Here is a 22,362-nt window from a genome sequence, read left to right as displayed (position 1 = left end):
AAGCCAAATAGCGTGAGAATTTGGCCTTTAAAGGGGCTTATGCCCCTGTTAATTACTGTGCAATTATAGTTAACATAATGCCACTTGCATTACGATAGCCTTTAACATCTATGTGCCATACGCCTGCCTGGGGTGCAGAAATAGTGCAACTTTCTGTGTTGCCGTTTTTATATGGCCTACACACAAATTGTGTATTTGAAGATGGCGCACCGAAATTTAAATACAAATCAGCATCGCCGCTTCCGCCTGAAATAGCAACGTTCAGGGAGGCATAACCCGCGGCTAAACGTTGTTCAAAACGCTGCCAAGCGCCTGTATTTACGCTAATGTTATCTTCTACGCGATTAATGGGCTCTAAAGCGCCTGCTGGCTCAAAAATGCCTGTCAAAGAGACATTATTAATTGCGCTGTATGCCTCAACCATGACATAGTAAGTGCCTTCATTACTGGTTGGAATGTCGCAACGCTCATTACTTGTGGCAGAGGTACTTTTACAGTCGTAATCAGTTAACGTGGGCGCCTGATTATATTTAACGTATAAATCGGCATCGCCATTATCACCTGAGGTTTCAAAGCTTAAGTTTTGCGCTCCTTTTGGTACATTCAATGTATAGATAAGCTGCTCTTTAGCAGTGGCATTGATACCAGAAATTGGTTCACCATTGACTAACTCATTATTATTTGGCGGAGTAACATCACCGGCATTTTTTGCCAATTCTGCAACAAAGCTAACGGCTAAGTTAGCAAATTTAATTGCATGATCAGCGTCAAAATTACTGTCGTTTTGTGTATGTATCAGTGGGTTAATGTCATTCATTTTTGATTCGAATGGCATAGAGGCCGCAAACCCTTGTTGATACCACGAAGCATGATCGGAGCAACCATAACCACATTGATCAAAGCCATAACTAATTTGTGGTAAATAGGTGTCTATCAGCTGGGCTAAAAATTGGTTTTGAGCATTGGTGGTGTAATCCGTCATCATAATAATATCTTCGATACTGCCGTTATTACCAGTCATGTCAAATTGCACCATGCCAACTACATTCTTACCCTGCGAACGATAGCTACTGGCTATAGCTTTAGACCCTTTTAACCCCACCTCCTCTGCTGCAAACGCCATTATTTGAATAGTTTTTTGCGGTTTATAATTTGTATCAACAATTGCTCTTAACGCTTCCGTTAACACTGCAATACCCGATGCATTATCATCCGCGCCAGGAGAGCGCCCTTGTGCTGGATTTGCTTAATTAATCGAGTCTAAATGCCCCCCAATAATAACAATTTCATCTGCATTTTCAGCACCTGCAATGGTTACAATCACTGATGATTGCGCCCAGCTATGCTGATAACTCTCAATGGTTATATCACTTCGAACGCTGGCAATTTGTTGCCAATAACTTTGCAGCCACTGTGAGGCATCAACGCCGGTTTGCGAAGTATAATAACGATTATTAAAACTAGTGAGTGAATTTACAGTGCTTTGTAAATTAATTGGGCTTTGTGCACTAATTAAACTTTGTACTGTTTGCGCATTATCAATTGAATAATTAAAGGCTGATGTAGCTTGGCTATTTTGAACAACAGCTAATTTTTTTGCGTAATCAATCGCTTCTTCGAACGAACTATGCGCAACAAACCCACCACAACGGTTATAGTTCTGGTGCATAAACTCACTTAAATTGTTCACTGCGTCACGCGGTACACTGAGTAAATCAACGTCAGGTAAAATACTTGATTTTCTATGCGCAAATTGCATTTTTTGCAAAAATGTACCTTGTTCATGTTGATAATGCTGGGCTGAAGTTGAGTCAATGGTGACCCAAATATTGTCTGGATTTTCATTTGCTAAGCAATTAAAACTTAAGGTTAAAGTAGTAATAACTGCTAACTGTTTAAAGTAGTTCATAAATATTCCTTATCTTGTTACTTTTATTTTAAGCATTAAAAAAGGGGCAAAGCCCCTTTTTATATGTATGCCTAATTAGCCGTTACGTTGAGTGTTACGCCACTTGCTAAGCTGTAACCTCTTAAATCAATGTACCAAGTACCTGCTTGTGGGTTATCAAATGTACATTCTTCATTATTACCATTTTTGTAGGGTCTACATAAGTATGAAGACGTACTTGAAGGCGAGCCAAAGTTTACATAAAGATCAGCATCACCATTACCACCGGCAATACTAATATTTAAAGTGCTATACCCTGCTGATAAATCTTGAGTAAAGCGGCTCCAGTTATTAGTAGTCACATTAATATTAGACTCAGTTCTATTAATTGGCGTCACACCACCATTCCCATCAGAGTAGCTTCCCGTTAGCGATACACCAGATATCGCACTCCATGCTTCAACCATTACATAGTAAGTTCCTGCTTGTGCATTACTTATGTTGCAGCTTTCTGTACTGGTAGATGTTGTGCTATTGCAATCATAGTTATTTAAGCTTGGTCTACTAGCAAATTTAACATATAGGTCTGCATCACCTGAGCCACCCATTGTATTAAATTGAAGATTTGTTGCACCGTCAGGGACTTCCAAAGTAAAGAATAGTTGCTCTTTTTCTGCGCCGCTAATACCCGTACGGGTTACCCCATTGGTTAACACTTCATCGTCAGTCGGTGGTGGTGTAGCACAATCACTACCTGAACTAAGATTTGAATTAACACCTACCGCAGCCAAAGCGGCTTTTACATCATTAGGGTCATAATTTAAATCACACGCAGCATCCATCACACCGTTACCGGCTAAATCCCAGCCTACACCCGCACTCCAATATAGTTGGTTAGCACGTGCCATTACGATAAAGGCTTTTTGCGTATCCCAACCCGGCGTGGTTGCTAAATTATAAAATGCCTTGTTATAAACACCTGAACTATAATGCACGTCCATACCTGAATAATAGTTACTTTGGTTATCTATGGAACGGCCATCTTGGGTAGGGTTATTCATGTAACGCAGTGCACCATTACCTTTAAAAATATCCTTTCCAACTAGCCAATCGTTGCTGCCTTTCATATAAAATTCAGCGGCTTCACCAGCCATATCCGAAAAGGCTTCGTTTAATCCGCCTGGTTTACCATTGTAAATCAAGCCTGAATTTTGCTCAGTAAAGCCATGGCTGACTTCATGTGCAGATACATCTAAACTCACCAATGGATAAAACGTATTTTGCCCATCACCAAAGGTCATTGCGCTGCCATCCCAAAACGCATTTTCATAGTTACTTGAGTAATGAACCCGCATTTGTAACTGAAAACTCAAAGGCGCAGTCCCTAACCAATCGTTATACATATTAAAAATAACGTTACCAAAAAAATGAGCATCGTTTAGCGGTGAATAAGCACCGTTTATTTCTTTGAATGTATTTTCAGGACATGTAAATGAATACGCAGAAGAGCCACTTGTTCCGCCATTTAAATTAATAGTGCGAACATTTGCGTTATTCATGCTACAAGTATTACCTGATTGACTAACATCTAGGCTGTCAAAATCAGTTCCATATAAATACTTGCCTGTTTTTAGATTACCGCCAGGGCCTGTTGCATTGGCATGTTGCAGGTTATCGTAACTAAGCAAGACCTCACCGGTATTAGCATCAATGATCAGGTATGGCCTTGATGGTGACTTGCCATAAGTAACATAAGACACTTCATAAACTAAATGCGCCTTATTTTGATCGTCAACCCAGATAGCAAGTCTGGATTGCTCATTATGTTTTTTTAAGCCTACTGATTTTGCAGCTATACCCGTTTTAGACCCTTTTAAAATCGCATCTTTTTTTGTCAATTTAGCCGATACATCAGATAAATCTTCATCAATATTATAAACAGCTGCACCATGGGCTTTTTTAAGCATCCCATTATTAAATGTTAAGCTGACCGTATCACCAATGACAGGAATGCCCTGATACGTTTGTTGATAGCGGCGGGTTACTTCTCCGTTATTGCTAGTAAATTCTTTTAATACAACTAATTCGTTCCCTACACTCAACCCAATCAACTGATTTGGACTTACTGATAACAAGGAAGCAGAGTTTGATTGCACCATATTATTAATTGTCGGTTGTTGATTTAGGTATTTCTTATTCGCAGCTACTGCATTTGTTGCTTGAACCAAAGTTAAAGCAGCAAAAGTTGCTATTGTGATTTTAGATAAATTCACGTTTACGCTCCGTTAAAGTTTAAGTTTTTAATATATTTGTATTAATCGGCACACCTTGTACCCGATTAAGGATCAGAGTAGGTCACAAACTTAAATAACGAAAATTAAACATTTAATTTACAATTAAAGTATTAGCTCGAAAATTAATCTATTATTTTACAATGATTTAAAAACTACTGTTTTAACTAATGAAGGCCAGAAATAACATTTCGTATACATATATTTACATAAAACAGCCGGCAAAAAGCATTAGATTTTAAAATCACACGCTTTATTGTTAATCACTAATCGACTGCTCAATGAGCATGTAGTTGCAAAGGAAAATACTTTACCTGTTGAGCTTTAAAAGAGGGGTAATCTATTTTAAATGGGTAGGGAGTAGTTTTAAAAACACGCAGTTCATAGCCATGCACCACTATTTGCTATGTTTAAAAAAATTTGCTTTTATTGAGGGCGATTTTAACTTGAGGCAATAACGGTATCGCCAATCACTTGTACTAAGCCCATGTATCTAAATGGGGTTTGTCGTCATCTTCTTCAGCGGTTTTATTGCGCGATTTATTTTCGTCAAACGTCAGCTTATGTTGCTTTTCTACTTCTCTTTTTTTACGCTCTTCTAACTCGACTTTTTTGGCACTGGCACTTTGTTGAACCCCAGCAATATGAAAAGCTCCTTTAGATTCAAGCGTTAAACGCGTAATAGGCCCTAAATAAGGGATCATTATATCCATGCGTGCCTCCATTGAATTGAATGTAATTTAATCACTATAAAACTGTTGATAAATAAAGCAAACCTTTAGTTATTATCGACAGTTATAAGGTATTCTTTAATTTAAGAAAATTTTTCTTGCCATGCTATTGGTTTATGTGTTTTTATAAATGCGAAATTTATTAAACAAGCAACAGCTAAGCGTTAACATAATAACGAATAGCTAAACAGGATAAAAAATGCGCAACACTCTGACAGCAGTACATCACCACCATCATTCATCGGAATAACCTGTCAGGTCTTTCGCTGAGAGGTTGTTCCTAAAAGGAAACCTCTGGCGAATCAACATACCAAGATTCATTTTCGCCCTGAGGTTTCCCTCGGGGTTTTTAGTTTTAAAATTAAAGGAAAATGAGTAATGAATAATAGTAATCGTCTTCGTATCGCCATCCAAAAAGGCGGCCGCCTATCTAAAGATTGTCAAGATCTGCTTAAGCAACTGGGTGTAAAACTCAACCTTCGCGAGCAGCGCCTTATAGCACACTCAACCAACATGCCAATTGACGTTTTACGTGTACGCGATGACGATATTCCAGGTTTAGTTATGGACGGTGTATGTGACTTAGGTATTGTTGGCGAAAACGTTTTAGTTGAAGTACAAGCAGAAAGAGAGCGCCAAGGCGTTCCAAGCGAAGTAACTAAATTATCAAAATTAGATTTTGGTTACTGTCGTCTTGCACTTGCATGGCCACAAGAACTAGGTAAGCAAGACAAAAGCTGGTTTGAAGGCAAACGTATTGCAACCACCTACCCTGAAATTTTAAGCCAATATTTAAAACGTGAAGGCATCAACGCCAGCACTGTTATGCTCACAGGCTCTGTTGAAGTGGCGCCGCGTGCTGGTCTTGCTGATGCCATTTGTGATTTGGTCTCAACAGGTGCAACCCTTGAAGCTAATGGCTTAATGCAGGGTGATACAATTTTAGAGTCAAACGCTTGTTTAATTCAAAACACCCAACTGCAAGATGCTGACAAACTCGCGCTTATCAATAAATTGATGCCGCGTTTGCGTGGTGTTAAGCAAGCCAAAGAAAGCAAATACATCATGCTACACGCACCAAAAGACAAGCTGGATGAAATTTGTGAAATCCTGCCTGGTTCTGGTCAACCTACATTACTTGCACTAGCAGGATCTGACGAATATGTAGCATTGCACATGGTAAGTAGCGAAACGTTATTTTGGGAAACCATGGAGCAACTTAAAGCACTCGGCGCGAATTCTATTTTAGTTATGCCAATTGAAAAAATGATGGAGTAACAGCCATGCTTCGTTGGAATGAAGAATCATCACAGGTTCAAGCAGCGGCGCTGATGCGCCCTGCTGTATCAGCGAGTGAAAAAGTAGAAAGTATTTGCCAAACTATTTTGGCAAAAGTAAATGCGCAAGGCGATGCTGCATTACTGGCGTTAGCAAAAGAGTTTGATAACCGAGCTGAGCCGCGTTTACGTGTTCCACTTGATGAAATTAATGCCGCTGAGAAAATGCTAAGCCCTGAGCTTAAGTATGCAATTGATACCGCTTATGCAAATGTAAAATGTTTTCACCAAGCGCAACTGCCTAAAGATATTAAGTTATCGACTCAACCGGGCGTTGAATGTGAACTGAAATATCAAGCCATCGAAGCGGTCGGTATTTATGTCCCTGGGGGCAGTGCCCCATTGCCATCGTCAGTTATAATGCAAGGTGTATTGGCGCAGTTAAGCGGTGCAAAAACCGTGGTACTCACTACCCCAGTACAAGGCGATAAAGCAATAAATCCTGCTATTTTATATGCTGCTAAATTATGTGGTATCACCACTATTATTGAAAGCGGTGGTGCAGGCGCGATTGCTGCAATGGCCTACGGCACTGAATCAGTACCTAAAGTGAATAAAATTTTTGGCCCAGGTAATAGCTTTGTGACTATGGCAAAGCAGTTAGTTGCACAAACAATTCCAGGAATGGCGATTGATATGCCAGCAGGTCCATCTGAAGTATTAGTGATAGCAGATGAACGAGCAAATCCAGAGTTTATTGCGGCCGATTTACTCTCACAAGCAGAGCATGGCGCCGACTCGCAAGTTATTTTATTGTGTAACAGCGAAACTATTATTAAACAAACACAAGACGCGCTTACTCGTCAATTAGCTAACTTAAGCCGAAAAGACACCGCTGAACAAGCGTTGGCCAATTCGTCACTTATTTTAGTGGATTCAATAGCGCAAGCATTTGATGTATCAGCGCAATATGGGCCAGAGCACTTAATTTTACAGCTGGCAGATGCAAGCCCGTACCTTGATGCGGTTAAAAATGCAGGTTCAGTATTTGTTGGCGACTACACACCAGAATCGGCTGGCGATTATGCATCGGGTACTAACCACGTATTACCTACTTACGGTTATAGCGCGACATACTCAAGCTTAAACTTGCTTGATTTTTTCCGCACATACACAGTACAAACTATTAGTAAAAGTGGCTTAACAGAGCTTTCAAAAGCTATTTTACCACTGGCAGACGCAGAAGGCCTTGATGCCCACGCTAATGCGGTTTCAATTCGTTTAGAGGCAATAAACAATGAGCAATGAGAGCGCCCAAGCAACCAGCTTATTACCCGAGAATATTAAAGCGCTTGCTGCTTACAGCTCGGCTAAAAGTGAAAAGTTAACAGGCACAACGTGGCTCAATGCCAACGAAAGCCCATATGCTAAAAACCTTGAGTTGAGTATTGAAGATTTAAATCGCTACCCCGACCCTCAGCCACAATTGGTTATTGATCGCTATGCAGCTTATACCGAGCTTAAAAGCGACAATGTTCTTATGACGCGAGGTGCAGATGAAGGCATTGAGCTTTTAGTACGCACGTATTGCCAGCCAGCTAAGGACAGTATTGCGCTGTTTTTGCCTACCTACGGTATGTATAAAGTCACTGCTGATACGCACAATGTGGCTATTAACGCGCTTACTCAAGAGTTATTATTAACAGCCAATGTTGATGATATTGTCACTGCGGTCGGTAGCTCAAAACTGGTGTTTATTTGTAATCCAAATAACCCAACAGGTAGTTTAACGCCGCTAGATAAAGTAAAAGCCATTGCCACTGCGCTTGCAGGTAAAGCATTGGTGATTGTTGATGAAGCCTATATTGAGTTTTGCCCAGAGCAAAGTGCAACACAACTTATAAACGAGTTTAGTAATATTGTAGTGCTACGTACACTGTCAAAAGCGTTTGCGTTGGCAGGCCTGCGAACCGGGTTTACCCTCGCTCAAGCCAGTGTACTTGCGCCCATTCGTAAAGTCATTGCACCGTATCCGGTATCGAGCGTGGTAGCGAGTATTGCAGCGCAAGCCATTGCCCCTGATGCCATTACCTCTATGCGTCGCCAAGTGAGCATTTTAAACAGCTTAAAATTAAAGCTAATAGAGTGGTTAAACGCCTCCCCTGCTGTATTAAAAATTCTCACTGGTGAAGGCAACTTTGTTACCTTAAAATTGGCCGATAAAAACAGCTTTAAAGTTGCCCTTGAACAAGGCTTAGTCATGCGAGCATTTACCTTATACGGTGAAGACGACTGGCTACGCATTTCAATTGGTAGCGAACAAGAATTAGAACAAGTAAAAATTTGGCTCGATGGTTTAACCACCCCAACAGCCCTATCACAACAGGAAGTATCATGAGTAATCCCTATTTATTTATAGACCGTGACGGCACCATTATTGAAGAGCCAATCACCGACAAACAGGTAGATAGCCTTGAAAAGTTGGCTTTTTTACCTGGTGTTATTCCGGCATTATTGCAACTGCAAGCAGCAGGCTATCGCTTAGTGATGGTATCTAATCAAGATGGTTTAGGCACTGACAGTTTCCCTACTGCGGATTTTGACATAGCCCAAGACAAAATGATGGACATACTCAACAGCCAAGGGATTAACTTTGAAGATGTACTCATTTGCCCACACTTTGATGAACAAAACTGCGATTGCCGTAAGCCAAAAACAGGCTTACTGACCGAGCTTATGCGCTCTGGCAACGTAGATTTAGCGCGCTCTTTTGTAATTGGCGACCGCCAAACAGATATTGGTCTTGCGCAAAACTTATGTTGTGAAGGTATTTTATACGATGGTAGCTGGCCTGCTATTGTTACTAAGCTTACAACGGCAAACCGTGAAGGCCGTGTTACACGCAATACCAAAGAAACACAAATTGATGTAGCGGTTAATCTTGATCAAACTAAAAACGGTAGCATAGACACCGGCCTTGGCTTTTTTGATCACATGCTGGATCAAATACGCACCCACGCAAACATTGGCTTAAACATTAAAGCCAAAGGCGATTTACACATAGACGAGCATCACCTTGTTGAAGACATTGGTATTGCCTTAGGGGTTGCTCTTAAACAAGCACTTGGCACAAAATCTCAAATTGCGCGTTATGGTTTTGCATTGCCTATGGATGAATGTAAAGCCGAAGCTCAAATTGACTTATCTGGACGTGCTTCATTTGTGTTAAACGCAAACTTTAGCCGCGAAAAAGCCGGTGATTTAGACGTACAAATGGTAGAGCATTTTTTCAAAAGCTTAAGTGATAACGCTGCAATTAGCCTTATTTTGTCGGTAAGTGACGGTAACTGTCATCACCAAGTAGAGGGCTTGTTTAAAGCATTTTCTCGTGCTCTGCGTATGGCAATTGCACAAGATACTAGTCAACAAACAGCCAGCTCTAAGGGGTGTTTATGATAGCGATAATTAATACCGGTTGTGCCAATATCAACTCGGTACGCTTTGCATTTGAGCGTTTAGGTAAAACCCCTACCGTTATTACCTCGCCAGAACAATTAGCAGGCTATGAGCGCGCTATTTTGCCTGGTGTTGGCCATGCATCTGTGGCTATGAAGCGCCTAGTCGATAATGGTTGGCAGCAAGCCATTAACGAATATCAGCGCCCGCTAATGGGAATTTGCCTGGGGATGCAACTGCTGTGCGAAAGCACCGAAGAAGGTAACGTGCAATGCTTAGGTAAAATACCCGGCCAAGTAAAAGCACTGGATGTAGGTAGTTTAACGTCACCGCATATGGGGTGGAATAACTTATCTATACAACAAGCGCACCCACTAACCAAAGGGCTGCATAAAGACGATCAGGTTTATTATGTGCACAGCTTTGCGCATACCGTTAACGATGCCACTTTAGTCAGTAGTGAATACGGGCAAACTTTTTCAGCCATTGTTGCTAAAGATAATTATGCCGGTATGCAATTTCACCCAGAGCGAAGTGCTAAAGTAGGCACTCGTTTATTACAAAACTTTCTAGATTGGCAGTTATAAGCGACTGTTAATAAATAATAAAAGAGATACACAGTGATTATTCCAGCATTAGACGTATTACAAAATCAAATTGTACGTTTGTATCAAGGTAAATATGATACCGCACAGTTTTACCCCTTTGAACTTGGCGCTCGCCTGAAAGAATACGCTGACAGCGGCGCGGGTAAACTGCACCTTGTTGATTTAGAAGGGGCACGCGATCCCAGTAAAAAACAATGGCAACATATTCAAGCAGCCACAAAAGCACTGAATGTGCCCTATCAAGTGGGTGGGGGTATTCGTTCAGAGCAAGATGTGAGCGATTGGTTAAAAGCCGGTGCAAACCAAGTGGTTATTGGTTCAATGGCAGTTGAAAAGCGTGAACAGGTTAAAGCTTGGATTGAGCAATTTGGCGCTGAGCACTTTGTAATTGCCCTTGATGTTAATAAAACAGAGTCCGGCTGGGCGCCAGCAACCCATGGTTGGTTAAATGAATCTGAGTTTGGGCTATTTGAACTTATTGATTTTTATGTAGAGCTGGGCATTATTGATTTTTTATGCACGGACATCAGTAAGGACGGCACCATGACCGGCCCCTCTTTTGCGCTTTATGAAGATTTAATTAATCATAATGCAGATATTAAAGTACAAGCGTCGGGTGGTGTGAGTTCATTAGATGATATTAAAAAGCTAAATGAACTTGGTGTTGGCGGCGTAATTTTAGGCAAGTCTTTATTAGATGGTGCTTTTAGCGTAGAAGACGCGCTTAAATTAAGCTAAAAATATAGCTCTAAAAAAGGCACAGGTGCGAGCGCATCTGTGCCTTTTTTGTATAAAACTATTAGTTTATTTATGCTTACCAGGTAACATAGAGCCTAATACGCCATCTTGCTTTATTAAACCATGATAAAGCGCGGCACTAACATGCATAAAGATAAACAATAAAAATGCATAAGCAATTAAACCATGTGCTTCACGGAAAAAAGCATACGTTTCAATATCTTTACTAACTAAGCTGGGCAAAGTAAATAAACCAAAAAAGCTCACATGACGGCCATCAGCGCTTTGCATTAACCAACCAGAAATCGGCATTAAAATCATAGATGCATATAAACCCACTTGGGTTAAATGCGCGGCTAGTGCTTGAGCCTTAGGCACACTCGGTGGTAATGCAGGACTGGTGGTGACGACTTTATTGATTAATCTAATAGCAACTAACACTAACGCTAAAATACCAAATGACTTATGCAGCGCAATGGCCTCTACTTGCCAAACCGCTAAACTTTGTACCATCGACAAACCAAGAAATAACATAGAAAGTATGATTAACGCCATCGCCCAGTGAATAAGCATACTCGACGCTGAGTATTTATTAATTGTTTTCATTCGATATTTCCTGTTATTAATTATTTAAAAGTACTTCTTTAGCACGACGACGAAATGACTCAGCATAAGCCGCGCCACGGGCACGTAATATAGGATCGGCGCTTGGCTCTATCCCTGTAGGAAGTACCAAGGGATCAAAGTTCATATCAGCACACACGCCTCCTTCTTGCGCCTGAAGCCTTGAGATAACTAACGTACCGGCATTTATGGTTTTACGTGATTGAGGCCATAAAACAGTTGGGTTATTTTCATCATCCTCTTCGGTTGCAAAGCTAAACAGCATGTCGAATTTAACGGGGGCTTGAGCAACTTGATCTTTAAGTTGTAGCTGCAATGCATCGGCTGAATCATTATTAAGTGGTTGAATGTTTTCATCACTTAATTGTGGTTTAGCTATCCAACGTACGGCGTGCTTTTTATTATTTTCATCAACCAAATAAAAGGCATTAATACTGTGGTATTGCTCAGTGGCAAAACTGCTGGTTGGTTTATAACTTGCTTTCCAGTTATTAAATGCGGCACTTTCAGGGTGTGCGGCAAAAAAGGCTTTAATTTTTTCAGGACTGCGTTTTTTAGTTACCGGATCAGGGGATAGCGCTTGTAACTGTTTAAAGAACGCATCTGGCGTCGCTACAGCCATAACTGGAGGCGTGTTCATTGCTACGCGCCATTCTTGGTTATCATCGGTAGTTATAGAAAACGCTAAACTGCGCACCGGTGCTTTTAAATCAGGCGCGGTTGGGTTATTGCCCGCAATAGAAAAACGGCCAACAAAAGGAGTGGCCCCTAAATCAAATACCTTTGCTTGCGAATATTTAGCAAGCTCACCGGTAGACTCAAACGACCCCGCTAAACAAATACCTTTTGCATGGGCTCGACGAAAACCCGCATGGGCTTGATCACCTTGTTGTAAATTAACAAAACGCTGCGCAGTAACCGCATCGCTGTTAAAAGCGCCGGTAAAATATAAAATCGTCAGTGCAAATAAAGTGATTATTGCAATTAAGGTGATTTTTTTACTCATGGTAGGATTAGACCTCGTATGATTATTTTCATGATGATTATGTTTGGAATTTTTCATAGTTTTAATTACGTCTTTAAATTAATGGCTAACCATTACTGAGATATGCTTTAGATCGGATAGCTTTTATTTAGTTATACCGACACGACACTCACAAGACCGACCCCAAGCAATTAATATTTCAATTTAATTAATAAAAACCGCACTTTAAGTATTTTAAATTCCAAAAATATAATCTTTATGAGCTGCGCTTTAAAAAAGCCGATTGTTAATTATACTAATGTTGATACAAAGCAAGCATTAGGGTACTGATTTATTACGTTCTACAAAATCACACAAATTAAAACAAAACCGTACAGCAATAATAAACTGTTGAAATTAAAATATTATTTATTACTCACTCGTTATCTACTGCTTTTTTCAAGTAGTAAGTAGTTATAGCTTAATAAACAGCAGTACAGGTAAATTCGAAAATAAACACATTTACGCATTTTATAATTTTGAACCACACAAAAATGCCAACGATTAACACCGCACTTTTTATTTAAGGTAAGCAAGATGATCAATAAACCATGTTTTACTAAATTTAATTTTATTAGTATTGCGCTACTGTTGTTAGCCGGTTGTTCAGATAGCGAAGTCAGCACTCAAAAGCAAAACAAGCCACGCCCTGTTAAGTTAATAACCATTGATGATGGCTCTCAATCAAAAACACTCACCTATCCTGCCACTATAGATACAATAAACAGCTCAAAACTGGCCTTTCAGGTCAGTGGTAAACTTGAAAAGCTCAACGTTATTGCTGCGCAAAACGTAAAAAAAGGAGACGTAATAGCCGCATTAGAGCAACGAAACTTTGTTAATGAGGTTAAGTCGAGCAAAATACAGTTTGAAACGGCCAACAATGATTATCAACGTGGTTTAAAGCTTGCAAAAGACGGTGTTATTTCACAGCGAGATATAGAGCAACTAAAATCTAAAAAAGAAGTGGCCGAATCACAATATGACTCAGCGCAAAAGGCATTATCTGACAGTAAAATCATAGCGCCTTACGATGCCATTGTTGCAGAAGTTCCAGTAAAGCAGCTTGAAAACATCAGTGCTGGGCAACATGTAGTTACCCTATTTGGTAAAGGTGAAATGGAAGCGGTTGTAAATATTCCCGCGTCTATTGTGGCCACGGTAGATTCTAAACAAAACAATGTAGCGACTGTTATTTTACAAGATGTATCGGCTGCGCCTATCCCTGCCACATTTAGACGTGCGAATTTAGAAGCCGACTCAGCCAGTCAAACCTATGAAGTACGCTTTTCGTTTGCTGTACCCAATAACCTTAATATATTACCTGGCATGAATGCCAGCCTAAAAATAGAACGTCAAACAAGTTCAAACGCAACACGACTGGCTGTCCCTACCTTTGCTATTTTTGAAGAAAACGGCCAGCATTTCGTATGGACTGTTGACCAACAAACAATGCAAGTATCAAAAACACTCGTTGCTATTGAGCAAGGTATTGGCGAACAACTGATTATTACTGAGGGCTTAAAAGCAGGTGATGTGATTGTAGGTGCAGGTGCAAACTATGTGACTGAGGGTATGAAAGTACGTCCTTGGACTAAAGCATAGGAGCGCAGTCATGGATTTAGCAAAGTGGACAATAAATAATAAATTAATTAGCACTATACTCATCATTTTAACGCTTGGCTTTGGTTTTTCGTCATACAAAAACATGGCTCGGTTTGAAGATCCCGAATTTATAATTCGCACCGCGCAAGTATTTGTTTCTTATTCAGGCGCGAGCCCGCTTGAGGTTGCTAAAGAAGTGACCGAGCCGCTTGAGCGTGCCATTCAAGAGTTACAAGAAGTCGATACTATATCGTCGACCTCATCAACGGGCTTATCTGAAATTAAAGTAGAAATTAAATCAGAATTTTCGCCAACCAAATCTGAGCTACAAGTTATTTGGACTAAACTCAGAAACAAAATTAACGATACTCGCCCAACACTTCCTCCTGGTACAGGGACCCCCAAAGTGTTTGATGATTATGGCGATGTATATGGCTTAAGTTATTTAATTACTGCCGAAGGTTACTCCCCCGATGAACTGCATGCCTATGCTAAAACGCTACAAAGTGACATTTTACAAGTAGACGGTGTAGCGAAAGTTACCATGACGGGCGTACAACAAGAGGGAATATTTGTAGAAATTGCTCGAGAAGAGTTAGCCTCTTTAGGTGTATCTATCAATAACATTTACGGTATTTTGGATGAACAAAACGCCGTATTGAGTGCAGGTAATACCCAAATTGGCGATCAACGTATTTTTATTGATCCCACCGGCGAATTAAACTCCGTTGATACCATTAAAAACCTACTGGTAAGTGCCAGCGCTAAAGGTAAAACAATTTACCTAAAAGATATTGCCAATGTATACCGCGGTTTTCAAAGCCCAGCAACCAAGTTAGTGCGCTACAACTCTAAGCCTGCCATATCCCTGGGGGTTGCCAGTGTATTAGGCGCTAATGTGGTAAAAGTGTTTGACCGCGTTGATGATAAAGTAAAGCAAACTGAAAACCTCAGACCGCTTGGCATCAGCGTGCATGAGTTTTACCACCAAGGAAAAGTGGTACAAGACTCAGTCGATAACTTTGTGGTTAATGTATTAGTCGCGCTGGTGATTGTCATGGTCACGCTACTGCTATTTATGGGGTTGCGCTCTGGGATTATTATTGGCGCCGTATTACTGCTAACTATTTTTGCGACACTTGCTACCATGGACTTTAGCGGTATACCCATGCACCGTATTTCCTTAGGTGCGCTTATTATTGCCCTCGGTATGATGGTTGATAATGCGATTGTGGTGACAGAAGGAATTTTGGTAGGCACACAACAAGGGCGTAAAAAGTTAGACATTGCCAGTGAAGTTGTAAAACAAACTAAATGGCCACTACTTGGCGGTACATTAGTCGGCATTGTTGCCTTTGCACCTATTGGCCTCGCACCGGGCGATACCGCTGAATTTACCGGCCATTTATTTTGGGTTATTTTAATCTCTTTGTTATACAGCTGGTTATTTGCCATTACCCTAACTCCCCTGTTTTGTTATTGCTTGTTTAAAGAACAAGATGGCGATACCTCCGGTTCAGCAAAACCTAATAAGCTCATGGCACTGTATCAATCGGTTGTAGTGTCAGCACTTCATCATCGCTGGTTAACGGTTACTGTTGTGGTTGCCATGTTTAGTGTGTCTATGTGGGGTTTTCAATTTGTAAAATCAGGGTTTTTCCCAGCTTCCACCACGCCGCAAATGGTGGTTGATTTTTGGTTACCACAAGGCACCGATATTGAAAAAACCAAAAAAGACATGCTCAAACTGGAAGCGTTTGTAAAACAACAAAACGGCGTTGAAGGCATACAAACGCTTATTGGCGGTGGCGGATTACGTTACATGCTTATTTATGGCAGCGAATCACCCAACAGTTCTTACGGGCAAATTTTAGCTAAAGTCGATGACTATAAAAAACTAGATCAACTCTTACCTAGGGTACAAAACTACATCGATAATAACTTTGTGGATGCGCAAGGCAAAGTATGGCGCTTTGTAATGGGCCCAGGTGGTGGCTCTAAAATAGAAGCCACATTTAAAGGCCCCGATCCGAGTGTATTAAGAGAGCTGGCAGCAAAAGCAAAAGCCATATTAATTGATGATGGCGGTGCGTTATCAATTAAAGACACCTGGCGACAACGCATTAGTGTTATTGAACCACAGTACTCAGCCATTAATGCACAGCGCGCAGGTGTAACGCGCAAAGCTGTTGCTGAAGCACTGCAACAAAACTTTTCAGGGCAAGTGGTTGGGCAGTATCGTGAAGGCGAAGAGCTCATTCCTATTATCGTCAGAGCGCCACAAAAAGAACGCGTAGACATAAACGACATTGGTAACATTCAAGTGCAAAGCAATATCACCGGTGAAACACTGCCTCTTGCTCAAGTCACCAATGGCTTTAAAACCGTATGGCGCGACGGCATATTAAAACGTGAAGACCGTGAATGGACCATAAAAGCCCAAGCCGATCCACTGCCAGGGGAGCTTGCTTCTGAGTTATTTAATAGAGTAAAACCAAAAATAGAAGCCATTGAACTACCACAAGGCTACCGCCTAGAATGGGATGGCGAATATGGTCAATCGAAAGAGTCTAACGAAATGCTGGCCTCAACTATTCCACTGGGTTTTTTAGCCATGGTACTCATTGTTATTGTGTTATTTAACGCATTAAAACAACCTATTATTATTTGGCTTGTGGTGCCATTAGCCTTAATTGGTGTTGTTTTTGGGCTGGTTACTACACAAATCCCATTAGAGTTTATGGGTATATTAGGATTACTGTCGCTCTCTGGTTTATTGATTAAAAATGCCATTGTATTAGTGGATCAGATGGATATGGAAATACGCCAAGGAAAACCACGCTATGAGGCCATTATCGATTCGGCAAATAGTCGGGTAAGACCAGTAATGATGGGCACACTCACCACTGTACTAGGGGTTATTCCACTGTATTTTGATGCGTTTTTCCAATCGATGTCAGTGGTACTGGTGTTTGGGTTACTGTTTGCCACCCTACTGACTTTAATTGTGATCCCCGTACTCTACGCGATATTTATGAACGTAAAAACAGATGAACATATACATAGTTAATTGTTGATCACACTGAATCTTGGTCAAATGTTATGAACACTTTGATCAAGATTCACCCTACTTTAGTCAAAAATTACAGAATAAACGCACAACCATAATGGCAATAAACGCACTTTCTAATTATTATATTAATATCAAACAGCAGTATTTTTAAATTAACGATAACAATTCTACTGTCCGCCCTATATTAAATTTAGTCGCTTTTGTTATTCAATAATAATTGGCTCGGAAACTTTATATGCCATTACAACGCTTACTTATTCTATTTATATCACTGGCGTTAAGTGAAGCCATTATTATGATGTTATTGGCATCATTTGTTACGAAATATACAGGCATCTGGTTTTCTGTAATATTAGATGCCAGCCTTATCTCATTCATTGCTATTATTACTATTCACTACTTATTTAATGATAGTGACTTTGTAAAAAACCAACAATCGAGAACCGAATTCCTAACATTTAAAATAGCTATGATCGTTTTTACGATTGAGGCTTTAGTTATGTTTGCCTTTAATTTTGACGAATTTGTTTTACAGCAATGGCAAGTCATAGCAATTGATAGCTTAATACTCAGTAGTCTGAGTGTGCCTATAATTTACTTTTCCATTATTAAACCTGCCTTCTTGCCCTTACAAGAGCAAAATTCGCAAAAGCTAAACACAACCATATTTACTAGCCTACTGACCTATTTTTGCTCTGCAATTATTTTATATATTGCCTTGTATATGTTTTACGAAAACCAAATACAAACGCGTATAGGTTCTGTTATTCAAAAAGAGAAAAATGAGTTAAAACAAGCTAAATATTCGTTTTTACAACAACTTAATCATGCATCTCGTGATCTGTTAATTCTTAAAAATAATCACCACTTTAAGGAACAGCGTTTTTTTAGTAATGAAAACAAAACACTATTAGAACAGGACTATTTTAATTTTATCACCATAAAAAATTATTACACCCAAATAAGAATTCTTAGCTTAAAAGGCCAAGAGTTAATAAGGGTGCAAAGAGAAAATAACAGTACCGTTATCGTACCTCCAGACAAGCTTCAAGATAAAAGCGATCGATACTACTATAAACGCGGGATAAAGCTCAGCCCTGATGATATTTTTATATCTCCATTAGATTTAAATATTGAAAATGGTCAAATTGAAAGGCCATTAAAACCAATGATCCGTTTAGGCTCAGTGCTAGTTGACAAAAACAATGAAAAGATTGGCTTACTTATAATAAATCTCGGAGGTGTGCATTTACTTAGTCAATTAGAAAATATTTCTAAAAGCTCACTAGGTGACATTATGCTCTTTAATGAAGAAAGTTACTGGTTATTTGGTGATGTACAAAAACAATGGGCTTTTATGTTTGCCAATAAACCCCAGCAACGTTTTCAAGATATCCATCCAGATATATGGCAAGCGATGGAAACTAAAACAAATGGGATCATTGAAAAGGATAACAACATTTATATTTTTGAACACATGACCTTACTAGATCAAGTACCAACACTTGATAATCCGAGAAATAGCAACGGGAAATGGCCCAAATGGAAGTTAGTAAATAAGGTCCCTCTATCACTGATTGAAAACGAATTTAGTAGTTTAAAAAAATTGATTGTTTTGCTCTATCTAGGTGTAATGTTATTAATGATATTTGTTATTTACACCTTTGCTAATCACACTATCGCCAGACGAGAATACGAGGCCAAAGTAGAAAGTTATGCGTTTGTAGATAGCTTAACAGGACTTTATAACCGTAGGATATTTTTAGATAAGCTTGATAAAGAACTAAATAAAGCCCAGTTCAATGAGTCACCATTAGTCCTCATGTATTTAGATTTAGATTACTTCAAGCCAATAAATGATGAGTTAGGCCATGGTGCAGGCGATGAAGCACTTAAAGAAGTTGCAACGCGCATAAAAAGCTGTTTACGTAAGCACGATATTATTGCTCGAATAGGTGGAGATGAATTTGCAGCAATTTTGCCACAGTTAAATGATAAAGACGTGATCTCTGAGATAGCACAAAGAATCATTACAAATATTAGCAAACCATTTATTTTATTTGACCAAAAACGCACGCTCGGAATAAGTATAGGAATTACCATCACAAACGGACAAGCTCATACTAGCTTAGAAGTAAAAACACACGCAGACCAAGCACTTTACGAGGCTAAAAATTCCGGTCGAAACTGCTATCGGTTTTCTAAAGAAACACGCTAATTTTTAGTATTTTATGAATTTAGTATACGGTTTCAAGATTGCGCGTTTTTCCGGAATGAATTATCACTTTTAGTTCTAGCTTTTACCATTAACATAGCGCAAGTTTTATTATATAGTGGAGCCAAGAATTCATTGCATAGTAATGCATTTAGATTCATTCATTAAATTAACTATTCATTTTTATTAAAAATATAACATATCAAGTGCAGTCTATGTGTTTTCTAATGAGTTATACCAATAACAAACGTAATAATAACCATATTACAATCCAGAATTTTAAAAACGAGGTAAGCGCATGTTATCAAAACGCATAATTCCTTGTTTAGACGTAAAAGACGGCCAAGTCGTTAAAGGCGTTAAATTTAAGGGCCATGAGGTAGTCGGCGATGTTTTAACACTTGCTAAAGCGTACAGTGAAGCCGGTGCCGACGAACTGGTATTTTACGAGATCAGTGCAAGCGTTGAAAAACGATTACTCGATGTAAATTGGGTAGAAAATATTGCCCGCCATATCGATATTCCATTTTGTGTAGCGGGTGGCATTAAGTCGGTAGCCGATGCAGCGCGCGTGCTTGAACGCGGCGCTGACAAAATCAGCATTAACAGCCCTGCCATTGCCCGTCCTGAGCTTATAAAAGAGTTACACGATGAGTTTGGCAAGCAGTGTGTGGTTGTCGGTATTGATAGCTTTTACGATGAAACAACCGGTGAATACTTAGTGTATCAGCTTACAGGCGATCCTAATGCCTCAAGCCGTACTCGTTATAAAACCCAAGAGTGGGTTCAGCGGGTACAAGACTTAGGCGCTGGCGAAATTGTTTTAAACTGTATGAACCAAGATGGCGTTCGTAATGGTTACGACAATGAGCAGCTGAGTAAAATACGCGAGCTATGCGACATTCCTTTAATCGCCTCAGGGGGCGCAGGCACAATGCAAGATTTTGTTGATGTATTTAAACAAAGCAAAGTAGATGGTGCACTCGCAGCCAGCGTTTTTCATAAAAACGTGATTAACATTGGCGAACTAAAACAATTTTTAATAGATAACCAAGTGGCAGCCAGATTATGCTAGTAACGCAAGAAAACCTAACTCAAGTTGATTTCGCAAAAAGCGAGATGATCCCTGCGATTGTTCAAGATGCACGCTCTGGCGTTATTTTAATGCAAGGTTTTATGAATAGCGAAGCGCTTGCTGTCACGCTTGAAAGTAATAAGGTTACTTTTTATTCGCGTTCTAAATCGCGTTTATGGACCAAAGGCGAGTCATCAGAAAACTACTTAAACGTGGTCTCTGTGCATACAGATTGCGACTACGATTCAATTTTAGTATTGGCAAACCCAGAAGGGCCAACGTGCCATTTAGGCACGCAAAGCTGTTTTGGCGATGCTGCAAAACCAAGCTTAAGCTTTTTAGCGCAACTTGAAGATGTGATTGTTGCACGTAAAAACGACGATCCAGCTAAAAGCTACACCGCGTCCTTATTTGCTGAAGACTTAAGCCGCAGCTGCCAAAAAGTAGGTGAAGAAGGCGTTGAAGTGGCGCTTGCGGCAATGAAACACGACAACAATGAGCTTACTAACGAATCGGCTGACTTGTTGTATCACTTAATTGTGTTACTACAGCGTCAAGGCTTAGAGCTCACCGATGCAGTTGCTTGCCTACAAGGGCGTCATAAGTAAAACCGCCTGTTACTGTGTGCGCCATTTTGTGGCGCACTCAGTATGTTAAAACCATAAATTCACTTTAAATTACACCTTGCGAATAGCATTTACTTCCTCCCTTAGGTATTCTTTAACTAGGGTCTGTTGACCTTTGCGGATTAAAATTTGTTCAAACTAGGGGCGGTTTAATCGCGGCGCGAGGTTTGCAACCTAGTGGGCTAAGTCAAAACCGAGCAACAAAGAGTAAATCGCCCCTAGGCAGAACCCGAAGGGCAGCGCCTGTTTGGCATTGATGCTGCGTTATCACCTATTTATGGGGAATAACCACACTACATAGGCTCTGCCTTGCCTAAATACCAAACAGACTGCTGCAAATTCAACCTTGAAAGGTCAATAGACCCTAATGTTCAAGGAATAGCTATTACAAAAGGATAGCGCATTATGAAAACCTATATATCGCTGGTATTAACTGGCCTAATTTTATCTGGCTGTAGCAGTTTAACCACTGAACAAAAAGCTAAACTAGATAACCTAACTCCCTGCGAAAAAATGGATGGGCTGATTACCGCCTATGACAATCGCTTTGCAGCGTTAAAAGACACCAAAGTAAAAACACCTTATTTAGATGTGTGGAGCGCAAAGTACAACGTATTTGGCAATAACTGCCAAGTAACCAGCTTTAACAATCAAACCGTGACCTATCGCTGTCAAGAAAACTACAAAGACCAACAACAAGCCGTTGCCATGCATCAACAAGCCGTTGAGCTCACTCGCCAATGTCTAACAAAAAATAGCAACTGGTTAGAAACACAAAAAGAGTCGGAAACCTCTCTGCGCACCACCTTTGTACTTGATGATAAATCGCCGGTTATTTCTGTTTATACCAGCAAAACCTTATCAAAAATTAAAACCTGGTCTACCTCGTTAGAAGTAGGAAAGCCCGTCGCCACTAAATAATTACGAGAGAATGTATGCGCCTAACACCCAGTAAACAATCCACTCATTTAAAAACAGACTGTATCGGTGAATGTTATAGAATGAATGGCTACTGTACTGGGTGCGGGCGCACAAGTGACGAAATATTCGACTGGATTATTTTAACCGATGAGCAAAAGCAAACTATTTTGGCCTCCCCTCGTGAAGACGCCAAAAAAGAATAGCTTCAAT

Annotated in this window: 17 protein-coding genes and 1 pseudogene; 13 read left to right on the top strand and 5 right to left on the bottom strand. The window is 40.0% G+C overall.

All coding sequences use genetic code 11. The features are described from left to right. Window positions 1-52 precede the first annotated feature (52 nt). From QL984_RS08065 to QL984_RS08055, 3 genes and pseudogenes are all read right to left on the bottom strand, one after another. Window positions 53-1,909: pseudogene (locus QL984_RS08065) on the bottom strand (M28 family metallopeptidase). A 71-nt stretch (window positions 1,910-1,980) separates the two neighbouring features. Beyond that, window positions 1,981-4,161 (bottom strand): pre-peptidase C-terminal domain-containing protein, encoded by a 2,181-nt coding sequence (locus tag QL984_RS08060; RefSeq protein WP_016900161.1) that lies wholly within the window; start codon window positions 4,159-4,161, stop codon window positions 1,981-1,983. Between the two features lie 497 nt (window positions 4,162-4,658). Beyond that, window positions 4,659-4,892 carry a hypothetical protein gene (locus tag QL984_RS08055; protein WP_016900160.1) on the bottom strand — a complete coding sequence of 78 codons (234 nt, stop codon included), beginning with the start codon at window positions 4,890-4,892 and terminating at the stop codon, window positions 4,659-4,661. A gap of 396 nt (window positions 4,893-5,288) precedes the next feature. Here QL984_RS08055 and hisG point away from each other — a divergent pair, with 396 nt between their 5' ends. From hisG to QL984_RS08025, 6 genes are read left to right on the top strand one after another with little or no spacing between them, the layout of a single operon-like run. Continuing rightward, complete coding sequence (gene hisG, locus QL984_RS08050; protein ID WP_013463297.1) at window positions 5,289-6,188, top strand: ATP phosphoribosyltransferase; 900 nt, start codon at window positions 5,289-5,291, stop codon at window positions 6,186-6,188. 5 nt (window positions 6,189-6,193) lie between these two features. Next, the gene (gene hisD / locus QL984_RS08045) at window positions 6,194-7,495 is read left to right on the top strand and encodes a histidinol dehydrogenase (protein WP_013463296.1); all 1,302 of its coding nucleotides are present in this window, start codon (window positions 6,194-6,196) and stop codon (window positions 7,493-7,495) included. Beyond that, window positions 7,485-8,585, top strand: coding sequence for a histidinol-phosphate transaminase (hisC, locus tag QL984_RS08040; RefSeq protein WP_013463295.1), 1,101 nt, complete (start codon window positions 7,485-7,487; stop codon window positions 8,583-8,585). Before hisD ends, hisC begins: the two co-directional genes overlap by 11 nt. After that, a complete protein-coding gene (gene hisB, locus QL984_RS08035) occupies window positions 8,582-9,643 on the top strand; it encodes a bifunctional histidinol-phosphatase/imidazoleglycerol-phosphate dehydratase HisB (RefSeq protein WP_013463294.1) in 1,062 nt (353 codons plus the stop codon). The genes hisC and hisB overlap by 4 nt, the downstream gene beginning before the upstream one ends. Beyond that, window positions 9,640-10,230, top strand: coding sequence for an imidazole glycerol phosphate synthase subunit HisH (gene hisH, locus QL984_RS08030; RefSeq protein WP_013463293.1), 591 nt, complete (start codon window positions 9,640-9,642; stop codon window positions 10,228-10,230). The genes hisB and hisH overlap by 4 nt, the downstream gene beginning before the upstream one ends. A 33-nt stretch (window positions 10,231-10,263) precedes the next feature. After that, the gene (locus QL984_RS08025) at window positions 10,264-10,989 is read left to right on the top strand and encodes a 1-(5-phosphoribosyl)-5-[(5-phosphoribosylamino)methylideneamino] imidazole-4-carboxamide isomerase (protein ID WP_024601329.1); all 726 of its coding nucleotides are present in this window, start codon (window positions 10,264-10,266) and stop codon (window positions 10,987-10,989) included. A gap of 66 nt (window positions 10,990-11,055) precedes the next feature. On the opposite strand, the gene QL984_RS08020 is transcribed toward QL984_RS08025, so the two are convergent. Together QL984_RS08020 and QL984_RS08015 are read right to left on the bottom strand one after the other, a co-directional pair. Further along, window positions 11,056-11,595: a cytochrome b gene (locus QL984_RS08020; RefSeq protein WP_024601330.1), complete on the bottom strand. Its 540-nt coding sequence runs from the start codon at window positions 11,593-11,595 to the stop codon at window positions 11,056-11,058. 16 nt (window positions 11,596-11,611) lie between these two features. Further along, complete coding sequence (locus tag QL984_RS08015; protein WP_013463290.1) at window positions 11,612-12,619, bottom strand: catalase family peroxidase; 1,008 nt, start codon at window positions 12,617-12,619, stop codon at window positions 11,612-11,614. 555 nt (window positions 12,620-13,174) lie between these two features. Between QL984_RS08015 and QL984_RS08010 the strand changes: the two genes are divergently transcribed. The 7 genes from QL984_RS08010 to QL984_RS07980 all read left to right on the top strand — a co-directional run bounded on the left by QL984_RS08010 (window position 13,175) and on the right by QL984_RS07980 (window position 22,355). Next, entirely contained in the window at window positions 13,175-14,242 is a 1,068-nt protein-coding gene (locus QL984_RS08010; RefSeq protein WP_016900158.1) for an efflux RND transporter periplasmic adaptor subunit, read from the top strand. Window positions 14,243-14,252: 10 nt separating this feature from the next. Further along, on the top strand, window positions 14,253-17,312 hold the full coding sequence (locus QL984_RS08005; protein ID WP_290172364.1) for an efflux RND transporter permease subunit: 3,060 nt from the start codon (window positions 14,253-14,255) through the stop codon (window positions 17,310-17,312). A 238-nt stretch (window positions 17,313-17,550) separates the two neighbouring features. Beyond that, on the top strand, window positions 17,551-19,533 hold the full coding sequence (locus QL984_RS08000; protein WP_013463286.1) for a GGDEF domain-containing protein: 1,983 nt from the start codon (window positions 17,551-17,553) through the stop codon (window positions 19,531-19,533). Window positions 19,534-19,828: 295 nt separating this feature from the next. Then, window positions 19,829-20,605 carry an imidazole glycerol phosphate synthase subunit HisF gene (hisF, locus tag QL984_RS07995; protein WP_033103129.1) on the top strand — a complete coding sequence of 259 codons (777 nt, stop codon included), beginning with the start codon at window positions 19,829-19,831 and terminating at the stop codon, window positions 20,603-20,605. Beyond that, window positions 20,599-21,213: a bifunctional phosphoribosyl-AMP cyclohydrolase/phosphoribosyl-ATP diphosphatase HisIE gene (hisIE, locus tag QL984_RS07990; RefSeq protein WP_013463284.1), complete on the top strand. Its 615-nt coding sequence runs from the start codon at window positions 20,599-20,601 to the stop codon at window positions 21,211-21,213. Before hisF ends, hisIE begins: the two co-directional genes overlap by 7 nt. 423 nt (window positions 21,214-21,636) lie before the next feature. Next, window positions 21,637-22,152 carry a hypothetical protein gene (locus QL984_RS07985; protein WP_036954790.1) on the top strand — a complete coding sequence of 172 codons (516 nt, stop codon included), beginning with the start codon at window positions 21,637-21,639 and terminating at the stop codon, window positions 22,150-22,152. Between the two features lie 14 nt (window positions 22,153-22,166). After that, complete coding sequence (locus QL984_RS07980) at window positions 22,167-22,355, top strand: DUF1289 domain-containing protein (protein ID WP_128583268.1); 189 nt, start codon at window positions 22,167-22,169, stop codon at window positions 22,353-22,355. The last annotated feature ends 7 nt before the right edge of the window (window positions 22,356-22,362 follow it).

It is taken from the genome of Pseudoalteromonas sp. APC 3495 (assembly GCF_030407645.1).
Classification (GTDB): domain Bacteria; phylum Pseudomonadota; class Gammaproteobacteria; order Enterobacterales; family Alteromonadaceae; genus Pseudoalteromonas; species Pseudoalteromonas tetraodonis.
This window is presented reverse-complemented; position numbering and strand designations above follow the sequence as displayed.

Bases quoted from the DNA above. Each gene is read 5' to 3' on its own strand.
- QL984_RS08055 (WP_016900160.1), bottom strand. From the start codon at position 4,892: ATGGATATAATGATCCCTTATTTAGGGCCTATTACGCGTTTAACGCTT.
- QL984_RS08010 (WP_016900158.1), top strand. From the start codon at position 13,175: ATGATCAATAAACCATGTTTTACTAAATTTAATTTTATTAGTATTGCG.
- hisIE (WP_013463284.1), top strand. From the start codon at position 20,599: ATGCTAGTAACGCAAGAAAACCTAACTCAAGTTGATTTCGCAAAAAGC.
- QL984_RS08020 (WP_024601330.1), bottom strand. From the start codon at position 11,595: ATGAAAACAATTAATAAATACTCAGCGTCGAGTATGCTTATTCACTGG.
- hisD (WP_013463296.1), top strand. From the start codon at position 6,194: ATGCTTCGTTGGAATGAAGAATCATCACAGGTTCAAGCAGCGGCGCTG.
- hisB (WP_013463294.1), top strand. From the start codon at position 8,582: ATGAGTAATCCCTATTTATTTATAGACCGTGACGGCACCATTATTGAA.
- QL984_RS07980 (WP_128583268.1), top strand. From the start codon at position 22,167: ATGCGCCTAACACCCAGTAAACAATCCACTCATTTAAAAACAGACTGT.
- hisH (WP_013463293.1), top strand. From the start codon at position 9,640: ATGATAGCGATAATTAATACCGGTTGTGCCAATATCAACTCGGTACGC.
- hisC (WP_013463295.1), top strand. From the start codon at position 7,485: ATGAGCAATGAGAGCGCCCAAGCAACCAGCTTATTACCCGAGAATATT.
- QL984_RS08015 (WP_013463290.1), bottom strand. From the start codon at position 12,619: ATGAGTAAAAAAATCACCTTAATTGCAATAATCACTTTATTTGCACTG.
- hisF (WP_033103129.1), top strand. From the start codon at position 19,829: ATGTTATCAAAACGCATAATTCCTTGTTTAGACGTAAAAGACGGCCAA.
- hisG (WP_013463297.1), top strand. From the start codon at position 5,289: ATGAATAATAGTAATCGTCTTCGTATCGCCATCCAAAAAGGCGGCCGC.
- QL984_RS07985 (WP_036954790.1), top strand. From the start codon at position 21,637: ATGAAAACCTATATATCGCTGGTATTAACTGGCCTAATTTTATCTGGC.
- QL984_RS08000 (WP_013463286.1), top strand. From the start codon at position 17,551: ATGCCATTACAACGCTTACTTATTCTATTTATATCACTGGCGTTAAGT.
- QL984_RS08005 (WP_290172364.1), top strand. From the start codon at position 14,253: ATGGATTTAGCAAAGTGGACAATAAATAATAAATTAATTAGCACTATA.